The organism is Shinella sp. NM-101 (assembly GCF_021401195.1).
Taxonomy (GTDB): domain Bacteria; phylum Pseudomonadota; class Alphaproteobacteria; order Rhizobiales; family Rhizobiaceae; genus Shinella.
In genome coordinates this window covers 60862-77345 of record NZ_JACBFT010000021.1, presented here as the reverse complement: position 1 = coordinate 77345, position 16484 = coordinate 60862, and the positions used below count along the sequence as shown (strand labels likewise).

At 61.1% G+C, this 16484-nt stretch carries 20 protein-coding genes; 13 read left to right on the top strand and 7 right to left on the bottom strand.

What is annotated here, in order from left to right; genetic code table 11:
• Nucleotides 1–322 precede the first annotated feature (322 nt).
• The 3 genes from traI to L0976_RS25530 all read left to right on the top strand — a co-directional run bounded on the left by traI (nt 323) and on the right by L0976_RS25530 (nt 1616).
• On the top strand, nt 323–958 hold the full coding sequence (gene traI, locus L0976_RS25540; RefSeq protein WP_370643844.1) for an acyl-homoserine-lactone synthase TraI: 636 nt from the start codon (nt 323–325) through the stop codon (nt 956–958).
• 302 nt (nt 959–1260) lie between these two features.
• The gene (locus tag L0976_RS25535) at nt 1261–1431 is read left to right on the top strand and encodes a hypothetical protein (RefSeq protein WP_234189748.1); all 171 of its coding nucleotides are present in this window, start codon (nt 1261–1263) and stop codon (nt 1429–1431) included.
• The gene (locus tag L0976_RS25530; RefSeq protein ID WP_234189747.1) at nt 1428–1616 is read left to right on the top strand and encodes a hypothetical protein; all 189 of its coding nucleotides are present in this window, start codon (nt 1428–1430) and stop codon (nt 1614–1616) included. The genes L0976_RS25535 and L0976_RS25530 overlap by 4 nt, the downstream gene beginning before the upstream one ends.
• A gap of 76 nt (nt 1617–1692) precedes the next feature.
• Here the strand turns inward: L0976_RS25530 and L0976_RS25525 are convergent, their stop codons facing one another.
• The 6 genes from L0976_RS25525 to L0976_RS25505 all read right to left on the bottom strand — a co-directional run bounded on the left by L0976_RS25525 (nt 1693) and on the right by L0976_RS25505 (nt 5607).
• Nucleotides 1693–1956: a hypothetical protein gene (locus L0976_RS25525; RefSeq protein ID WP_234189746.1), complete on the bottom strand. Its 264-nt coding sequence runs from the start codon at nt 1954–1956 to the stop codon at nt 1693–1695.
• Nucleotides 1949–2077, bottom strand: a complete 129-nt coding sequence (locus L0976_RS28675) for a hypothetical protein (RefSeq protein ID WP_255696203.1) — start codon at nt 2075–2077, stop codon at nt 1949–1951. Before L0976_RS28675 ends, L0976_RS25525 begins: the two co-directional genes overlap by 8 nt.
• Nucleotides 2078–2159: 82 nt before the next feature.
• Nucleotides 2160–3176 carry a hypothetical protein gene (locus L0976_RS25520; protein ID WP_234189745.1) on the bottom strand — a complete coding sequence of 339 codons (1017 nt, stop codon included), beginning with the start codon at nt 3174–3176 and terminating at the stop codon, nt 2160–2162.
• Entirely contained in the window at nt 3173–4072 is a 900-nt protein-coding gene (locus tag L0976_RS25515) for a nucleotidyl transferase AbiEii/AbiGii toxin family protein (RefSeq protein WP_234189744.1), read from the bottom strand. Before L0976_RS25515 ends, L0976_RS25520 begins: the two co-directional genes overlap by 4 nt.
• A 148-nt stretch (nt 4073–4220) precedes the next feature.
• Nucleotides 4221–4574 (bottom strand): hypothetical protein, encoded by a 354-nt coding sequence (locus tag L0976_RS25510; protein WP_234189743.1) that lies wholly within the window; start codon nt 4572–4574, stop codon nt 4221–4223.
• Between the two features lie 673 nt (nt 4575–5247).
• Nucleotides 5248–5607, bottom strand: coding sequence for a hypothetical protein (locus L0976_RS25505; protein ID WP_234189742.1), 360 nt, complete (start codon nt 5605–5607; stop codon nt 5248–5250).
• A gap of 662 nt (nt 5608–6269) precedes the next feature.
• On the opposite strand from L0976_RS25505, the gene L0976_RS25500 reads away from it, so the two are divergent.
• The 9 genes from L0976_RS25500 to L0976_RS25460 all read left to right on the top strand — a co-directional run bounded on the left by L0976_RS25500 (nt 6270) and on the right by L0976_RS25460 (nt 14766).
• Nucleotides 6270–6689, top strand: a complete 420-nt coding sequence (locus L0976_RS25500) for a putative toxin-antitoxin system toxin component, PIN family (protein ID WP_234189741.1) — start codon at nt 6270–6272, stop codon at nt 6687–6689.
• A complete protein-coding gene (locus L0976_RS25495) occupies nt 6686–6946 on the top strand; it encodes a toxin-antitoxin system HicB family antitoxin (RefSeq protein ID WP_234189740.1) in 261 nt (86 codons plus the stop codon). The genes L0976_RS25500 and L0976_RS25495 overlap by 4 nt, the downstream gene beginning before the upstream one ends.
• A gap of 726 nt (nt 6947–7672) precedes the next feature.
• The gene (locus tag L0976_RS25490; protein WP_234189739.1) at nt 7673–9274 is read left to right on the top strand and encodes a hypothetical protein; all 1602 of its coding nucleotides are present in this window, start codon (nt 7673–7675) and stop codon (nt 9272–9274) included.
• A complete protein-coding gene (locus L0976_RS25485; RefSeq protein ID WP_234189738.1) occupies nt 9271–10287 on the top strand; it encodes a hypothetical protein in 1017 nt (338 codons plus the stop codon). The genes L0976_RS25490 and L0976_RS25485 overlap by 4 nt, the downstream gene beginning before the upstream one ends.
• A 175-nt stretch (nt 10288–10462) precedes the next feature.
• A complete protein-coding gene (locus L0976_RS25480; protein WP_234189737.1) occupies nt 10463–12454 on the top strand; it encodes an AAA family ATPase in 1992 nt (663 codons plus the stop codon).
• 9 nt (nt 12455–12463) lie between these two features.
• Nucleotides 12464–13003 carry a hypothetical protein gene (locus L0976_RS25475; protein ID WP_234189736.1) on the top strand — a complete coding sequence of 180 codons (540 nt, stop codon included), beginning with the start codon at nt 12464–12466 and terminating at the stop codon, nt 13001–13003.
• Nucleotides 13000–13287, top strand: a complete 288-nt coding sequence (locus tag L0976_RS25470) for a hypothetical protein (protein WP_234189735.1) — start codon at nt 13000–13002, stop codon at nt 13285–13287. Before L0976_RS25475 ends, L0976_RS25470 begins: the two co-directional genes overlap by 4 nt.
• The gene (locus tag L0976_RS25465) at nt 13287–13898 is read left to right on the top strand and encodes a hypothetical protein (RefSeq protein WP_234189734.1); all 612 of its coding nucleotides are present in this window, start codon (nt 13287–13289) and stop codon (nt 13896–13898) included. The genes L0976_RS25470 and L0976_RS25465 overlap by 1 nt, the downstream gene beginning before the upstream one ends.
• Nucleotides 13899–13950: 52 nt before the next feature.
• Nucleotides 13951–14766: a hypothetical protein gene (locus L0976_RS25460; protein WP_234189733.1), complete on the top strand. Its 816-nt coding sequence runs from the start codon at nt 13951–13953 to the stop codon at nt 14764–14766.
• A 43-nt stretch (nt 14767–14809) separates the two neighbouring features.
• On the opposite strand, the gene L0976_RS25455 is transcribed toward L0976_RS25460, so the two are convergent.
• Nucleotides 14810–15397 carry a Uma2 family endonuclease gene (locus tag L0976_RS25455; protein ID WP_234189732.1) on the bottom strand — a complete coding sequence of 196 codons (588 nt, stop codon included), beginning with the start codon at nt 15395–15397 and terminating at the stop codon, nt 14810–14812.
• Between the two features lie 848 nt (nt 15398–16245).
• On the opposite strand from L0976_RS25455, the gene L0976_RS25450 reads away from it, so the two are divergent.
• Nucleotides 16246–16479, top strand: a complete 234-nt coding sequence (locus L0976_RS25450; protein ID WP_234189731.1) for a hypothetical protein — start codon at nt 16246–16248, stop codon at nt 16477–16479.
• Nucleotides 16480–16484 lie beyond the last annotated feature (5 nt).

The window sequence follows — 16484 nt, the reverse complement described above, 5'->3', positions numbered from 1 at the left end:
CACCGGCGATCAGGTTCCAGAATGTCCGGTCATAGATGCCCTTTTTGAAATGCGGTCAATCAAGCGTTCCCGCTCCGTTCAAGCTTAGCGTACGATTTCGAGCAGCTCTTGTTCTGACCCCTAGCCTACCTCCCATTGTTTGCAGGGGGTTGTAGGAAATGCAGATCTGCACCTCTTATCAACATTTTAGACTCAGCCTTCCGGCCGATTTTCGAGAGCTATACCGCCGATTCGGTAGAATCACCGGGTGCAAATCTGCACATAGCCACACGCACCACGAGATGATTTTCCTCCGCCTGACCAGTTCATGCGGAGATCACAAATGCAGATTCTGAGCGTCTCGGCCGACCACTACGCAAGCAACCGCAACTACCTGAACCAGATGCACCGTCTTCGGGCCGCGGTGTTTGGCACCCGCCTGGAATGGGATGTCACCATCACCGAACAGGGAGAGCGGGATCAATACGACGATCTCCGCCCGACCTACATCCTCGCGATCTCCACCGATCAGAAGGTCGTCGGCTGCGCACGCCCGCTGCCCGCATCTGGCCCGACAATGCTGGACCGGACATTCCCGCAGCTACTTGAGCGCGGCTCGCTCGATGCCCATGCAGCGGTGGTTGAGAGTTCACGCTTCTGCGTGGACACGTCGCTGGCTGCGGGAAGGGGAGGGAGCCTCCATCAGGTGACGCTCACCATGTTCGCCGGCATCATCGAATGGCCGATGGCCAACGGTTACAGCGAGATCGTCACCGCCACTGATCTCCGCTTCGAGCGCATCCTGAAGCGGGCGGGATGGCCGATGAGCCGTCTCGGCGACCCCGTGGCCATCGGCAATACCACTCGGTGTCGAATAGGCCACCATCTTGGCCACGCTGTCGCGCGATATGTTGAAATGCTTTGCTGCCTGTCGCCGGCTCATCCCTTCCGAAACTGCCAGGCGAACCCTCAGATATAATTCCACGGTGTAGATCCCCTGTCCCTCCTGCCATCAATGCAGAAAGGAAATAGGTGGCCGGATTTTACTCCGCCCGCGGCAGCATTATGCCGCCGCTACCGTGGCCGACTTTTGCACCGCCGCTCTCAGGTATTGCCCGATCTATCGTGGCGATGCTCGCTTGAGTTCCGATAGCATGCAGAGACCGGAAACAGCGCCCGCATTCACATAGCCGGCTGACCTGTCACATCAGAAGAAACCCCGGTTCGCCCCTTGACTCCTTTCCGGAAAAATAGAACATAAAGGGAACATAGGGGGCTGCCATGCAAACCGACAGCATCGAAAGAGCCTTTGCCGAAGTCGCTGCCTGCCGCGCGCTCCGGGAAAAGCAGCTCGCCGTTCGCGCCGAGAACCGGCGCAAGCTGGAGGCGGCGACCGTAAAGCCGCTTTACGTGCTGAAGCACAAAAAGCAGCTTGAACTGCGCCTTCAATGAGCGAGATATGCCAACAAAAAGAACTCGCCGTGCGAGACGAGGCGATCGAGGTGCTGCGCCTTCACAACGGCAATGCGCTAGAGGCGTTGAGAACGCTGATCGCCGAGCGTGACGCGGTCGAGGAGAGGCTGGCGATTGCGATAATCGCAATGGGCCGAGGATTCACGCGAGGCTGGCGGCCGTGAGCTTCGGGACGCGCTATCTCCGCCCGTTTCTGGAATTCAATAACCGACGCCGACCAGACCTCCGGGGTCTTGAGCGTCATCGAATGACGGCGGGATGGCAGGTCGCGTCGGCGACATCCAGCCGCCATTGCTCCTCCCATCGTCTGATCCATGCGGATTCCGGCCCATAAACCCCCATCACCCTCTGCAGATCACGTCCGTCGAGGGCGGGGACAAAGCGCACCGTCTCCAGGTCAAGCCGCAACCTATCATCGTCCTGCTCATCTCCGGCTATCGCGAGATCGTCGGCGATGTCGTCCCAGGTCAGGATGGGGTCGTCATAAACGGGGAGTTCAGCCATGGTCGCGAACCTCCCGCCCGAATGCATCGAGCTCGGCCTGCCGGGCCTCCGCGACCGGACGCTCGGCCGGGGCATGATACGGCAAGCGCCTCACGTTTGCTTCCATGATGTCCATGGTCATCCCCATTTCATTCCGCCCTTGTTGGGCCGTTCTCTCAAGTGTGCTGCGCCGGTTCCGTCGGCGCAATCCGACGCGGGCACGATCAGCGTTGTTGACGTCGGGTGGGCAGCGCGCCGTTGTTGGCGCGGACCATTTCCGCCAGTTCCTCGTCCGTGACGGGGCGAGCACCTTCAACACCGTCGAGGGCGCGAAGAACATCGTCGCCGAGGAAGCGGTGCCATTCATCCCAATCCTGCAGAAGCCGTCCGACGGACGCTTCCTCATAGCCTCGCCATTGATTTTCCGCCGCATGTCGAGACATAAGATCGACGACCGCCTCCGATGGCCGGGCATCCCTCGGCCCACGGAATTGCCGCACCACATCGCCCGCGAGTTCCAGGGTCGCGATCGGCAGGCCGTCGGGGCCGCGCACCGAGTAGTACCTGAAGCGTGAATCCCGGAGCCGGATGTCATAGCCGCCGTGGCTCAGACAGTGGCGCATGCGGGCGCCTTCGATGCGAAGCGCGAGTGGCGTCAGGAGCTGGACGAGCATATGGCCGGCACCGAGGTCGGCGATTTCGGATTCGTCATCGGGGCCCGGCTCGGGAATGGCAACGGCCGGCAGATCGCCGTCGTGGAGCCGGTCTTCCGGCCGGAACCGGAAGCCCTTGTTCGCTTCACGAACGAGCTGCTCCAGGCTCCCGCACTTCGCCAGCTTTTTCGGCTCGCCGTGAGGATCGTGAATGTGAAGCCACGGCGCATTGGTCGCCACCGCATAGATCAGCCAGTCGGCGACGTGCCAGATATCCGGCGCGTTCCAGCGGAAATAGAGCGCTGCCCGCCGCTCCCACTTGCGTCGGAGAATCTCGTCCTCCGAGCCGCCGCGGACGGGCCATCCGTCGCTCTGATGCCAGCGCGGATCCTCGCTGCGATCGGTGGGATCGATCACGATCTCGGGATCGATACGGTCCTGCGCGATCCAGAATTTCATGTAAACGCGGCCGAGGCTGGGGCCGATCAGGTTGTCGATCAGCATGTGCTGGCGGTTGGGAATGTCCAGTTCGCGGCAGAAGGCTTCCACCGCCGGCCGCCACTCGGGATGCTTGCGCGGCGACTTCATGCGAACATCCTCGCCACGTTCGAACCTGGGCGCTGGACGACGAACGGCTTGTGTCTGAGGCCGAGTTCGGCCTTCACCTCGGACCAGAGATAGGCTGCGTCGATCCATGCCGAGAAGATGGAAAGCGTGGTCTTTCCCGCCGCGCGGTGCCGCTCCCACGCAGACTCCAAGCGCTGGATAGCGGGCCATTCAAGTGTCGCCGGCAGGTCACGAACATCGATGCCCCGATAGCGGCAGACGCCCATCATCTCTCGGGCGACGTCCCGGCAGTCCACGTCCACCCAAAGCCGCTCATCGATAACATCCGCGAGGTGCCGGATACGGAAATCCGATTCAGGCTGAAGCACGACCGCGAGCAGCTTCTCGGCGGCGGCGGCTTCCAGCGGCTGGCAGGCGATGGCGAGCGGCGGGATGCCCGAGACCAGCGATGGGATTTCGGAAAGCTCGCTCGCCTCGATGACAGCGCCGGCCCCGCGCCGCGGGTCCATATTGAGGTTGACGCTGGCGGAGACACCGCCGACCTTACCCTCAATGATCCATCGCTCCACGGAGCTGCCGCATCCAGTGTCGGCCTGCGGCACAGGGGCGGTGAAATCCAGCCGCATACCTTCGCGCTCGAGGAGCCGGGCAATAGTCTCCATGCCGCGCACGATGTCGTCGCACCGGTAGCGGCGGGATATCGCGATATCGGCATCGCGCGTTTCACGAACGGTTTGGTCGAACAGCAGTCCGCCTGTCAGCAGGACCGGGGCCGGTCCCATTCCCTGCGCCCAGTATCTCAGAATGCCCTCGACGAGCGTCCTCCCGGCCAGCTTTTCCAGATCGAGGCCATGTGTTGTCGCGGCGATCTTGAGGCGCGCATCCAGGCTCTGCGCAATTTCCGATAGCTTCTCCATTGTCGATCTCCTCAAATTTATCGGCTGCGGAGATCATCCGACGTCGGCTTGCAAGGAACGACGTCACTACGTGCTTTTACGAAAGCCGGATTCAGAACCATGAAGTAACGGGGGGAGGTCGGAGAAAAAGCACGGTTCGAAAACAAGGTCATGTTGCCGGCGGAAACCCTCCCGGATTTGCCACCCTGTCGGCCGGTCCGTTCACCAGAGGAACAAGCATCTCGGCGTCCATGCGCCGAACCCGACGACGGACCTGGCGGGTGGCGTGCTCGACGGCATAACCCTTCGAGACCAGGAAGTTTATGGCCATCAGTTCCATGCCCGATGCACGCGTTACGTCACGCTTCGAGCGGCGCGCCTCCGCGACGTGCCGGTACACGGTGACCGCGGCCGCCAGGGCCGTGTCGACGGCATCGGTCTCGGGCCGGCGTTCCCTCTTGACCTTCTTGCGCCATTGCCGGGTCGCTTCCTGTCCCCGGCTCCCGCTCTCCGCTCTCGGCATTTTCGTCGTTCCTCTTGTCACTACGTATGATCACTACGTGAGATTGGGTGGAGCGCTTGCAAGGAACCAGGCCGGCGTGGTCGTTGCTTTTCCGCGGAGAGGTCGCAATCGTTCCGGAAAGCCTGGGGAATGTCAGATATCTGAGACGCAAGAGCGTCTTGTGTCGCATCTGCGCGACATAAGCGGGGTAGGAGTGTCGATCACGACCATCCCGTGTTGCCGGTAAACGCGCCAGGCGCTTCCAATCATGCGGTGCACTGCATCTTGCCTTTCTCCGATTTGAGCGCACGCCGATTCAATTTGAGGATGGGACATCCGTGTCCCATTCGTAAATTGAAAAACGTTGGATCAAGTTTCTTTGCGCTCCAGCAACGCCGACAGGCCCGGTTCGACCAATCGCGCGCTGGAAACTGTCTGCAACAGGTTGCCGGCCGCGCCTCGCGTTGAGGATTGCGATTATGACGGGCAGAGAGGAGAGGATCGGCGCGCGGGACAGGGCCGCGATGTGACACGGGGAGACGCTGGCCGGCCAGCAGGTCGCGTGCAATTGAGGGGCTGCACCTACGTGCCGATAAGGTCGGCCCTCAATGGGATGCCTGCCGCCCCCGAACGCCGAGGGAGCGTTGGCAACTGCGGTTTTATGGATCGCACGGACAGCAGGCCCCGTCGTCCATCACGCTGGCCTGAACAGTCTCGGCCTGATCTTTCCAGCCCTGATTTTATCGGCGATCGTGGCCGGTGCGTCAGGATCATGGGCGAAGACGGTGGCGAGCGCCTGGCGGATGATATCGGCCCCATCACCTCCGCTCGAAAGGATGTGCATGGCTGCATCGCCGAGAACGTCCCGAACATGCCGGCGGTTGACCGGTACGATGCCGCCGGCAAGCGCTGCGGCCACCCTCTGGCGGCTCCTGGCCGTAGCTTTGGCCTGATACCGACGTCTCCTCTCCCGAGGGAGTTTGCGGATAGGAGTTGAACGAACGGCTTCATCGATCAGTTCGGCGAGGAGATGAAGGTCGTAGGGAATGGCCATGGCACGGTCTCGGTCGGGGATACGACGATGATGGCCACCGGCGGGGGCCGGCGCAACGGGGAGAAGCGCCACGACCCGACGGGCGGGATCGGCGGCGGCGGGCTTGCACCACGGTTTTCCAGGCCTCGACCCAGAAGCAAAAAAGCGAAGCGCCCCGCCTGAATCGAAAGCCAGCCCGGCGTTGCCGCATCGTCCCCTCGCGTGCACGCATACGCGCGCGCCTGTGCACTCACATTTAGAATTAGGGGCCGGAATCCCGATTTCAGAAAGAAAAAATCACGGTTTCGCTTGGGTTTGTCAGCAATTTAAAATCCCATAAACTCCGGATTTTCCCCGCGTCAACGGATTTTGACATCCCGTAAACCCCGGATTCCGGCCTTAACATCCTATGTCTCCGAAGCAACGGATGTTATTTGAAATGCCCGTCGCCTGCACGGTGCAGCTGAACGGTTTCCGGTTGATACCGCCAATCAGCGCGCAACGTGGTCCTGGGCATCGAGGCCGAAAGCGGAGGGGCATGTGCCTGCGGGACCCGCCACATCTCTGCCGGTGATCCGGGGCAAGGGTGAGCGGGACCGTGACGATGATGCCTGAGGCGGGCGCATCTGAGAATGGCTATTGCGAATATTGACATCCAATAAGATGTCCATAAATTATCTCCCATGAGGCTTGTTCTGGACACCAACGTGATCGTGGCTGCTTTCCGCAGCCGTTACGGAGTAAGCAATCTGCTGCTGCGGGCCGTTGACCAGGGAGTGCTGACACCACTTTGCTCGACTGCGCTGTTTCTGGAATACGAGGCTGTTCTGAGCCGTGAGGAAACCCGGAATGTGACGGGACACAACCTGGACGATGTTGCGGCGGTGATGAGTGCGCTCGCGGCAGGTGCCGAGGGTATCGATATCTCGTTTCGGACACGGCCCATGTTGTCTGATGTTGCCGACGAGATGGTGCTGGAGGCGGCGCTGAATGGGCAGGCCGAGGCCATCGTGACGCATAACGTCAAGGACTTCCGCCCGGCCCTCGCACTGGGTGTCGCCATCGCAACACCGGGAGAGATTGTCAGGAGACTGAGCACATGACGCAGACCCAACGCTACAAGTATCCGCTGCAGCTGCCGCAATCCCTCAAGGAAACGGCGACGCGCCTTGCCATGGAAGACGGCGTTTCGCTCAACCAGTGGATCGTCTCGGCCGTCGCACAGAAGATCGGCGCGGTGGAGACGGCGACCGATTTCCTCAAGGCGCGCGCAGGCACGGCAAAGCGTGGCGACCTCACGCGGCTTCTGGACCGGGCACCTGACGTGCCGCCGATGCCGCAGGATGCCATCAAGGACTGACCGAACGAAGATCACTCTATGACCCGCGCTGCTCTTTACGCCGGCTATTCCGACAACAAGTAGACGAGACCGCTATCGAGAACCGGTTCCGGCTCTGCCAGGGACATGCGGCGCGGAAGCACTGGCAGATTGTCGACTCCCACGAGGATGCGGCGATGATGGCCGTTGGCCGGGACCGGCGCAACGGGGAGAAACGCCACGGCCCGGCGATAGGATCAGCGGCGGCGGGCTTGCACCACGGTTTTCCAGGCCTCGACCCAGAAGCAAAAAAGCGAAGCGCCCCGTCTGAATCGAAATCCAGCCCGGCGTTGCCGCATCGTCCCCTCGCGTGCACGCATACGCGCGCCCGCGCACTCCCATTTAGAATTAGGGGCCGGAATCCTAGTTTCGGGGAGAAAAAATCACCGTCTCGCCTGAGTTGGTCAACACTTTAAAATCCCATAAACCCCGGATTTTCCTCGCGTCAACGGATTTTGAAATCCCGTAAACCCCGGATTTCGGCCTTAACATCCCATGCTTCTGAAGCAACGGATCTTATTTTAAATGCCGATTGTCTGCACAGCTCGGCCGATCCAGATATTTCTCTGAAAGAAAATTAAGTAACCTCTGAATTGATAATGAAAAACTCGATATTAAACTCTAGAAATCTACAGAAATACAATTTTGCACTTGATTTTATTCTTGTGACCGGAAACCTTAACTACAGGACACGCACATGAGGAAGCCATGCCGGCGCAGAGAAAACAGTTTCAGCCATCGAGCCGGGGAGACCTGTCGACGGCGCTGAAGAACCGGAAATCGCTTGCGATCGTCGCCCCGCAGTCGCCGAGACCGCCGGAGATGCTGGCAGGCATTTCCGTCGTCAAAGGCGCCGAGCAGCTGACGTCGTCGGACCTTGCCCTGCACGAGCTGCTGATCTCCAAAGCCTACGAAACCGATATCTCGATGTCGCGCAGCTCCTACGAAATCCCGCTGGCCGAATGCCTGCGGTTTCTGTGGTCGGATGCCAGGGAAGCGGATGTGAGGGCCTCGCTGACTCGGATGGAACAGGTGAGGTTATCATTCGCGGGCGAAGAAGGCCGGTCGTTCAGCAACGTCCAGATGCTGACCGCATGGTCGGCGGAAAAAGGTGCGAGGATCGATATCGGGTACCAGTTCCCCGACCCCATCAAATGGCTGATGCGGACGATGCCTTCCTACGGCTATGTCGAGCTGGCCGCCATCGGACACGGCGCGATGCGCTCCAGATATTCGGCGCTGCTCTACAAGAGGCTCGTGCACGAGGTCAGCCTGCGCAGGTGGCGAGAAGGTTCCGACAATTCCTTCGTACTCGAGTTCACTCCCGCCGAACTGGCCGAGCTGGTGGGATTTCAAACGCCGGGTACGTCCTTCTTCTCGAAGCTTCAGGAACGGGTCATCTCAAGGTTCGCGCAGGATTTCCTCGGTGTGCGCAAGTTCAGCCTCAGGATCACCTACGACGGCCTGCCTTCGCCGGCGCGCGGCCAGGGAAAGAAGACGTCGCTGATTCAACTGCACGTCAAGGTCCACCCCGACACGCACCACACGGTCCGTACCGACGACAGGGCGCTACGGGTCCGCGGTGAACAGGCCGGTAAGGCCGATGTTCCCAAATTCAGGATCAACAGCGTCTTCTGGCTGCAGGTCGCGCAAAAATTCAGGTCGCTCAGGCTAACCCATCATTCCGCTTACTGGACATGGAGCGTGGCGCTCGACGAGGCGCTGGAGGGCGTTCCGCTGACGGCCGGATACGGCCAGCGCCGCTATCGCGGGAAGAACCTCCTGGCGGCGATCGACGCAAACGGCGTCGAGGCGGCCGCCTGGTGCTTTTTCGCGGAAGAAGTGGAGATCGGGGCCGACCTCTGCAATTCGCCGCATGTCATACAGAAACTCGGGCAAGCCGACAAAAGCCGCCTGGAGCGGATCGCCGAGAAGAAGCGGAAACCAAAGTCCCGGCCTGCGGTCGAGGGGAGGGGGGCAACTGCCGCCGCGCCGAGCATCCTCGAACGTCCGGTGGAACCGTCCTTCGAGACCTGCACGCATATCGACCTGGAAATCGACCACGCCGCTTCTGCCACCGACCTGGATGGCTTTGTCTACGAACCGCTCAGCCAGGTGATCTGGAACGGAGACCACGAGCGCCGGCTACGCGTTCATTTCCGGGCGCCTGGCACGACCGCCCGCCAGCATTTCGGCTTCACGATCTCGCCCGGCGACGAGGGCGAGCTGCTCGCGGCTCTCAGGAAGCTCGACACCTGGCTGACCGGCCCGCCCATCTACCGCATCGAACACGAGGACGCACGTTCATGACGACGAAGCTGCCCGACGATGACGACAGCAAGCTCTATACCGTGCCGCATGCCGCCATCCTCCTGACCGCGGAACAGCCGCTCTCGCGGGAAGCCGGCATTGCGGCGATGCAGGCGGTCACCGCCTGTCTCGAGGCCGCCGACGATACTGGCGACATGCGCCCGATGTGGATCAAGTTTGAATCCATCGACACGGTTCACATTCACCACCTGCTGGCAGTCCGCGTGCCTGCCAGCCGATCGTTCCTCGGCGAACTGGTCAAGGCGGTGCCTTCCATTGATCGCTTCAATCTCGTGGCCTCGTTCGACTACCGAGCCCGCCAGTATCCGAAGCCGAGGAAAAGGGTGTCGGTGAGCGGGAAGATGCCGGTTAAACAAGCGCCCCGGTCCGTTGAGGATTATGTGAGCGAATGGCCGCTGAAGCTGCGGTTTCTCGCTACCGATGAAGCCACGCGCGAGGCCCGGGAGCTTGGAAGCATTTATGAGAGATGGCCCTTCTTCAATTTCTCCGACGAGGACCTGCGAGAGACCTCCGATCGCCTGATGCGAGATTTCGGTGAGCGGTATCCGCTGCTCGCGGAGGCCGACCGGATCATGGGCGGCAAGATCACGAAGGTGATCGCCGAGCTCGGCCGACACCCGCATGCACCGGTCTGGGAGCGCAAACGCTTCTGGGCCACGCTGAAAAACTGCGCCGTGATGAGCTGGGAAGCCTTCGCCGACGACCTTCTCGCGGAGATCGCCGCCGGCCGCACGGACAGGTTCCGCTTCCATGAGGAGCGGCTCGGTACCGCTGCCGAACGGCATCTGCACCGGGATGTCGCGCGGAAGGGCAAACCGGTCGTCACGGTGAACGAGCCGCGCTGCCCTCCCTCGGTGTCGCAGGCGCTCTGGCTACGGGTTCCCGAGAAACGCCGGCAGGAGGCGATCGAGTTCGCGGCGAGAGGGTTGCGCAGGGGCATTCATCCCGAAGATGCCCTGGAGGATTTCTTGTCGTCGATCGCATCCCGTTAACCGGATCGGACATCACCCGGATGCCGCGTTGACTTTCAAGTTTGCACGCGGCATAGTTGCATCAAGTTGGAGGCCAGACGTCATGACGAAGACCCTGCGAATAGCCTGATGCGTTCCATCGCCCGCCATACCGGCCGGGCGGCGTTGTCAGTATGTTTGCAAGGAGCGGCCCGTCATGGCGAGCAAGACGCAAGAAAATTCGTTCGAGTGGGAGATCGCCCGTCTCCACATCCACAAAATCTTCCACGATCTCGGACCTGCTCCGAAGGGCACGCATCTCGTCCTCATCCCGTCGACGGCGAGCGTTTCGCATTGGCATCGCGGCATGCAGGCTCGCATCCGCGCGATCAGGGGCAGCCTGGGCGAAGCCCCGAAGTCCAACACTCTCGCGGACGAACTCCGCATTCCCGACGAATGGGATGACATCGCAGCGAACACGGAACCGTCGGAATACGACGTCACGGTTCACATCCTGAGTTCGCTCGGCGTCGATGATCGCCTCGACAGCGAGGGATGCGTCATCCTGCTCGCCACGCCCGAAAACGAGAACCTCAATCATCCGTCGCTGCTGCTGCTCGATGGCCGCATCAAGGTGCGCTACGACCTTGCTATGATCGTCGAGGCAGCGGCGGCCTGCGGCCGCGCGATCGACATGAAGGACGCCTATCTCCTGGCGCGCATGCCGCATCGCCGCCGCGGCATCGCCTTCCATTCCCACCGTCCGATCCGCGAGAGCCACACCCTGCACGCCCAGGCCGTGAAACTCGAGGCCGAGCGTGAGGAAGCGGAACGCAAGGAGCAGGAAAAGGAGCAGAACAAGCGTAATCCCAAGGGCGACCGCGTCGTTCCCGACGATGTGGCCCCGCTTGAAGACATGCACGGCTTCGGCGCGGCGGCGGACTGGGGGCATGAACTGGCCGAGGATATCGAAGACTGGCGGCGCTGCGACATTCCCTGGAGCGACGTCGACAACGGCATCCTGCTGTCCGGTCCTCCCGGCTGCGGCAAGACGACGTTTGCCAAGGCCCTGGCGCGGTCGCTGGATGCCCACCTCGTTGTCGGCAGCTACTCCGCCTGGCTCGGCAGCGGTAGCGGTCATCAGGGCGATCTTCTGTGTTCGATGCGCGCGGCTTTTGCCGAAGCCATGAAGCACGCGCCGTCCGTCTTGTTGATCGACGAGATCGACAATTTCGTGCAACGCGGCAGCATCGGCGATGGTCGGGCGGACGAATGGATGCGCGGTGTCGTCAACGGACTGCTCGAATGCATGGACGGCGCCATCGAGCGCGAAGGTGTCATCGTCGTCGGCGCGACCAACGATCCCTCGGGCATCGACGCTGCCCTTCGTCGTCCCGGTCGTCTCGACCGGCATATCGAGATTCCGCTTCCGGATGCGACGGCGCGGGCCGCGATCCTGCGCCAGCACCTTGGAGCCGGGGAGCTCGATCTGCTGTCGCTGACGCGACAGACGGACGGGATGTCGGGCGCCGATCTCGAACGCGTCGCCCGTGATGCCCGCCGCCGGGCCCGCCGTGAGCGCGCCGATCTCGAGCTTCGCCATGTCGACGACTCGCTTCCGGTTCGCCAGCGCCGGGCGGCCGCGACCCTGCGTCACATCGCGGTCCATGAATGCGGTCACGCGGTGGTCGCCGCCGTGATCGGCTGCACGGTCGGCGAGATCATGATCGAGCCTGATTTTATTCCCGGCCAGGCAAAGTACATCGGCGGCTTCGCGGCAATCGGCATGCCCGAGGGTCTCCATAATTTCCAGTGGTATATCGACCGTATTACGCACAACATGGGCGGGCTGGTCGCCGAGGAGATGGTTTACGGCAGCCATAGCGACAGCGTCGCCATCGATCTCTACAACGCGACGGAAACGGCGCGCCACGCCCTTGCGGGCTTCGGCATGGGCGAGAGCCTGTATTCGTACGGCGTCCCCGGCCTGACCGACCTGACGCATGCCGCCGATCTCGATCCCGTGCTCCGCCGGGATATCGACGACCTGCTCCATAGCCAGGTTTTGCGCGCCCGCGCCGTTCTCGAAGAACACCGCGCAGCGTTCGACGAACTGGTCGAGCTGCTGCTCACGCACGAGCGTCTCGACGGGGCCGTGGTGCATGAACTCGTCCGCCGTCCGCGCCGCCAGCTGACTCTGGCGAACTAGGAGGGGCGGATGTTCGTGCAGAAATTCTACATTGCGGACACGCATTTTCGCCATGAGCGCATTCTCACGCTCCAGCCGCGCCCGTTTCCGTCTATCGACGCGCATGACAATGCCATCGTCGAACGCTGGAACGCGGTCGTGCGCGACGACGACATCGTCTATCACCTCGGCGATTTCGCGTTCCGCCTCGGCGAGCGGTTCGACAAGCTGCATTGGCTGTTTTCCCGGCTGAAGGGGCGCAAGCACCTCGTCCTCGGAAATCATGATGTGACGAGCGGGGGCGAGATCCATCCGCATCTTGCCGCGCTCGACTGGGCCGCGCCGCCGGCGCATGCGCTGCGCACCAGGGACGGCGGCCGCGAGATCTACCTGTCGCACTATGCCTGCCGGACCTGGCCCTGCCAGCACTACGGCGCGGTGCATTTCTACGGCCATTCGCACGGGCATCTGCCCGGTACCGGCCTGTCGCGCGACGTCGGCGTCGACCTTCCCGATGTGGATTTCACGCCACGTACTTTCGATGAACTGACGAAGGAGATGTTTCGATGACCGGCGCAGAACTCAATGAACTGTACGGGGCGGTGATTTCGCCGGACGCTCGGGTTGCCGTTCCGCAGGCATGGATGCCCGCGGTGCATGAAGCGATGCGCGCCTTCGAGGTGCTGCCGACGCGTGTCCGCGCCTTCATGATCGTCACCGGCATCGCGGAGGCCGCTGGCGCAATCGAGTTCCAGCTCGCAGCCGCGCCGACATATATCGACGAGGATGGCTGGGAGATGATCTCCGGCATCCTCGCGAATGCCAACGCCGCCATTCAGCGGAGCGTCCACTGATGGATCTCCGATACGATCTGGAAATCCGTGCTGCGGCCGGCGGCATCCTGCCGGATGGTGCTGGGATCGATGCGGGAAACGGTTGGCGAAGCCTCATCTCGGCCGCCGTCGTAGGGATCGCGCAGGCCTCCGGAGATCGCGTTACGATCCGCAAGATCGGCGAAAAGATGGGATATCTGGACCTCCGTCTTGCGGTCAGGGAACTCCCTCGCGAAACGATCAATGCCGTCTATGGGATCGCAGGGCAGGCGAGGGCACAATCGGGCGATATCTGCGAGCTTTGCGGCCGGCCCGGAGAAATCCGCAGGACGGGCTGGCATCGGGTGCGTTGCGACGGATGCGAGGACGAGCACCCGCGCCGTCACCGGTTCGTGGACTTGCATCGGAACGATATCGACGAAGCCGCTGCCCACTACATCGAGGTCTGTCTGGAGCATGGCCGGCTCTTTCCTGTCGCCAACATCGTCCTTCAGGCATGGCCGGACGACATCGATCGCCGTCACTTCATCGATGCCGTGAACGATGCGGTGAGTTGGTGGCGAGCGGGCTCATGGATCGAACGCATCGGCGATGAGCCGCGCGAGGCGTTTCGGGGGCTTCAATTTCCGTAGTCGCAGGCGTTGTTCCTGTTTCCAGGAAACAGCAACAACGCGAGGAGGGTAGATGGAAGACTGGCTTGAAACCTTGCGCAGCCGCTACCGGATCAATGCCGATGCGGAATTCGGCATCGGTCGCGGTTGGCGCGGTATCGTCGAGCGTTTTTATGCGTCAGCAAAGGCAATCCTCGTCGATCCCGGGCGAATGCGCACGCGGCAGATCAAGGAGAAACTTGGCCGCCTGGATATCCACGTCGATGTCGATGAAACCTACCAGTCGCTGATCGACTGGCAGGTCAGGTGGGCCGAGAACCAGGCCTCTTTTACATGCGAGCATTGCGGATCGCCTTACGCATCACTCACACCGACGAGACACATCGTGGAGTGCGACGATTGCCGGTATCTCGGCCTCGCGCTCGACCAGAGAACCCGCCGGGCTGCGGAGATCGCATCCGCCGCCCGCCGGTATGTCCGGGACTGCGCGCGTGCCGGAAAAGTCCTCGACATCGAGGCGTGGGCGGAACGGCGGTGGCGAAAGAACAGCGAGCTGAAGCGCAAGGCGATGCTGGACGCCGTCCGTGACGAAATTCGCCAGGGTGTCGCCGTGGTCGATGTCTGGCGGCGTTTCGAGGTCCCTGGAAAGATCGCCCGCGAGCTCGTCGGCGCACATTCCTATGCCGATCTATACTGCATTCTTCGCGACAATGCGATGGAGCCGGGGTTTCGGCCGGGGGAGGTCGCACGCTGGGTTGCCGACGGGAAGATGGAAAAATCGCAGGTCGTTGAGATCTTTGGGATCGCCGACGATGATGTGGAGGCTTTTCTGTCGGCGTGGCTGGCCGAGGAAGTCAGCAAAAAGCAGGAGCCGGATGCCGGCGATTGATACCGGCGCAAATCTCTTGCACGTCGGCGTTCGTGCCTCGCCTTCAGTCAGGGCGGACCGGTTCGCGTGCCGGCTCCCGTTTGAAGTCCAGGCCGTCATAGATGTCGCTGAATGCGAGCGCCGCTCCGAGCTCGGGAAAATCGATGACGTCGTCGAATCCCTCGTACAGGGTCTCACGCCAGCTTTGGCCATCGCGGGCATGCAGGAGGGCGCATGCGTCGTTCGTGTCGATCAGCAGAATGTATCTGATCCCGGGCTTCGACTTGTACTCGAAAACCTTCCGGTGGGAATCGAAATCACGCGTCGATGGGGAGAGGACCTCCACCACCAGGGCAGGCTCCCTTACCAGCATCGCCTGATCGTCCCTCCTGCCGCAATCCACGACGATTGCCGGAAATCTCACCGTCCCGAAGATGGTCGAGATACCTGAATTTACAGCTGTCGGACGGCATCCTTTCCCCCGCAGCTGGTTGTGAAGTGCAGCCAGGGTATTGGCCACGATAGCCTGGTGCCGCTGATTGCTACCGGTCACCATGACGGCTTCGCCGTCGACCAGCTCCCACTTATCATCCCGTGCCTGCATAAATTCCAGGAAGGCATCCTCGGACATTTCGGATGGTGCCGGCTGCATCGTGAAAAACCTCCCTGACCATTTGCGTGATCGTAATGAAGTAGCTTGCAAGCCTCAAGCAACTACGCCTCAACCACGTCGTTTGAAAAATACCAATTTTTAATATACAAAATAAAAATTAAAGACGAAAATAAAATAGAGAAAATTTCGATACTACTGTTGACGGGATATATATAGAGAATTACCTTTGAATGGTCGGAACGAAAGATGTGGATATGACCTCCGTCTATATCTGATAATACCGATCCGGTTAGGTTGCCCCTTGAGGGCTTGGAAGAACCGTAACGGCAAGAAATTGCCTTTGCATGTTATGTTTCCCTTCGGGGGATCAGGAAATGACCGGCCGAAAGGCTTGACGTTTCCAGTTATGTTGCCCCTTGAGGGCTTGCCCTGCAGACGCAGGGATGTCCTCCCTTCCCGGGAGGGTTTGACACAGCCCCGCCTCGCTAGCTTCAGCGGAGCAGGGGTCAAACACTTCACCGCCATGCAGGCGGCTCTGAACAGACAGCTCCCGTTCGCGTGGAGTCACAAGAGGGTGGCAGCGATGCCACCCTTTTCTTTGGATGCCGACATAACTGGCTGGCAGGGGCAAAGCTACAGCCCGGCGAAAGCCCCGGGCATCCGGGTGCTTCATAGATATTCTCCGCACGCCACCAGCGTAGCATCGCCACGCGCCATTGTCGTTACTTTCACGGAGGCCAACATATATCGGCGCTCGTTTCAGGTAACAGACGCGCGAGATTTGGTTTTACGTTCCGTAAATGTGATTTTCTTCATATTTCCCCTTGAACTATATTTGGCGACAGGGCAGAATTAGTAAACACAAACAAATATTGGACACGAAAGCCATGAGACATTTTCATTTTTGCATCGGAGACCGGGAATTCGCGGTCACGGAAGTCAGCCATGTCAACTACGGCGGCCGCAAGACGGAGGTCGAGATCAGGGAAGATCACGGAAACTACTATCAGCAGTTCCGCAACGGCTACATCCCGCGCAACGCAAGCGAGGAAGCCGTCCGCAGATGGGTCCGGGAAAATTACGTCGAGGACGAGGACTGGGACGGCATGCCGGATCGATAAGATCG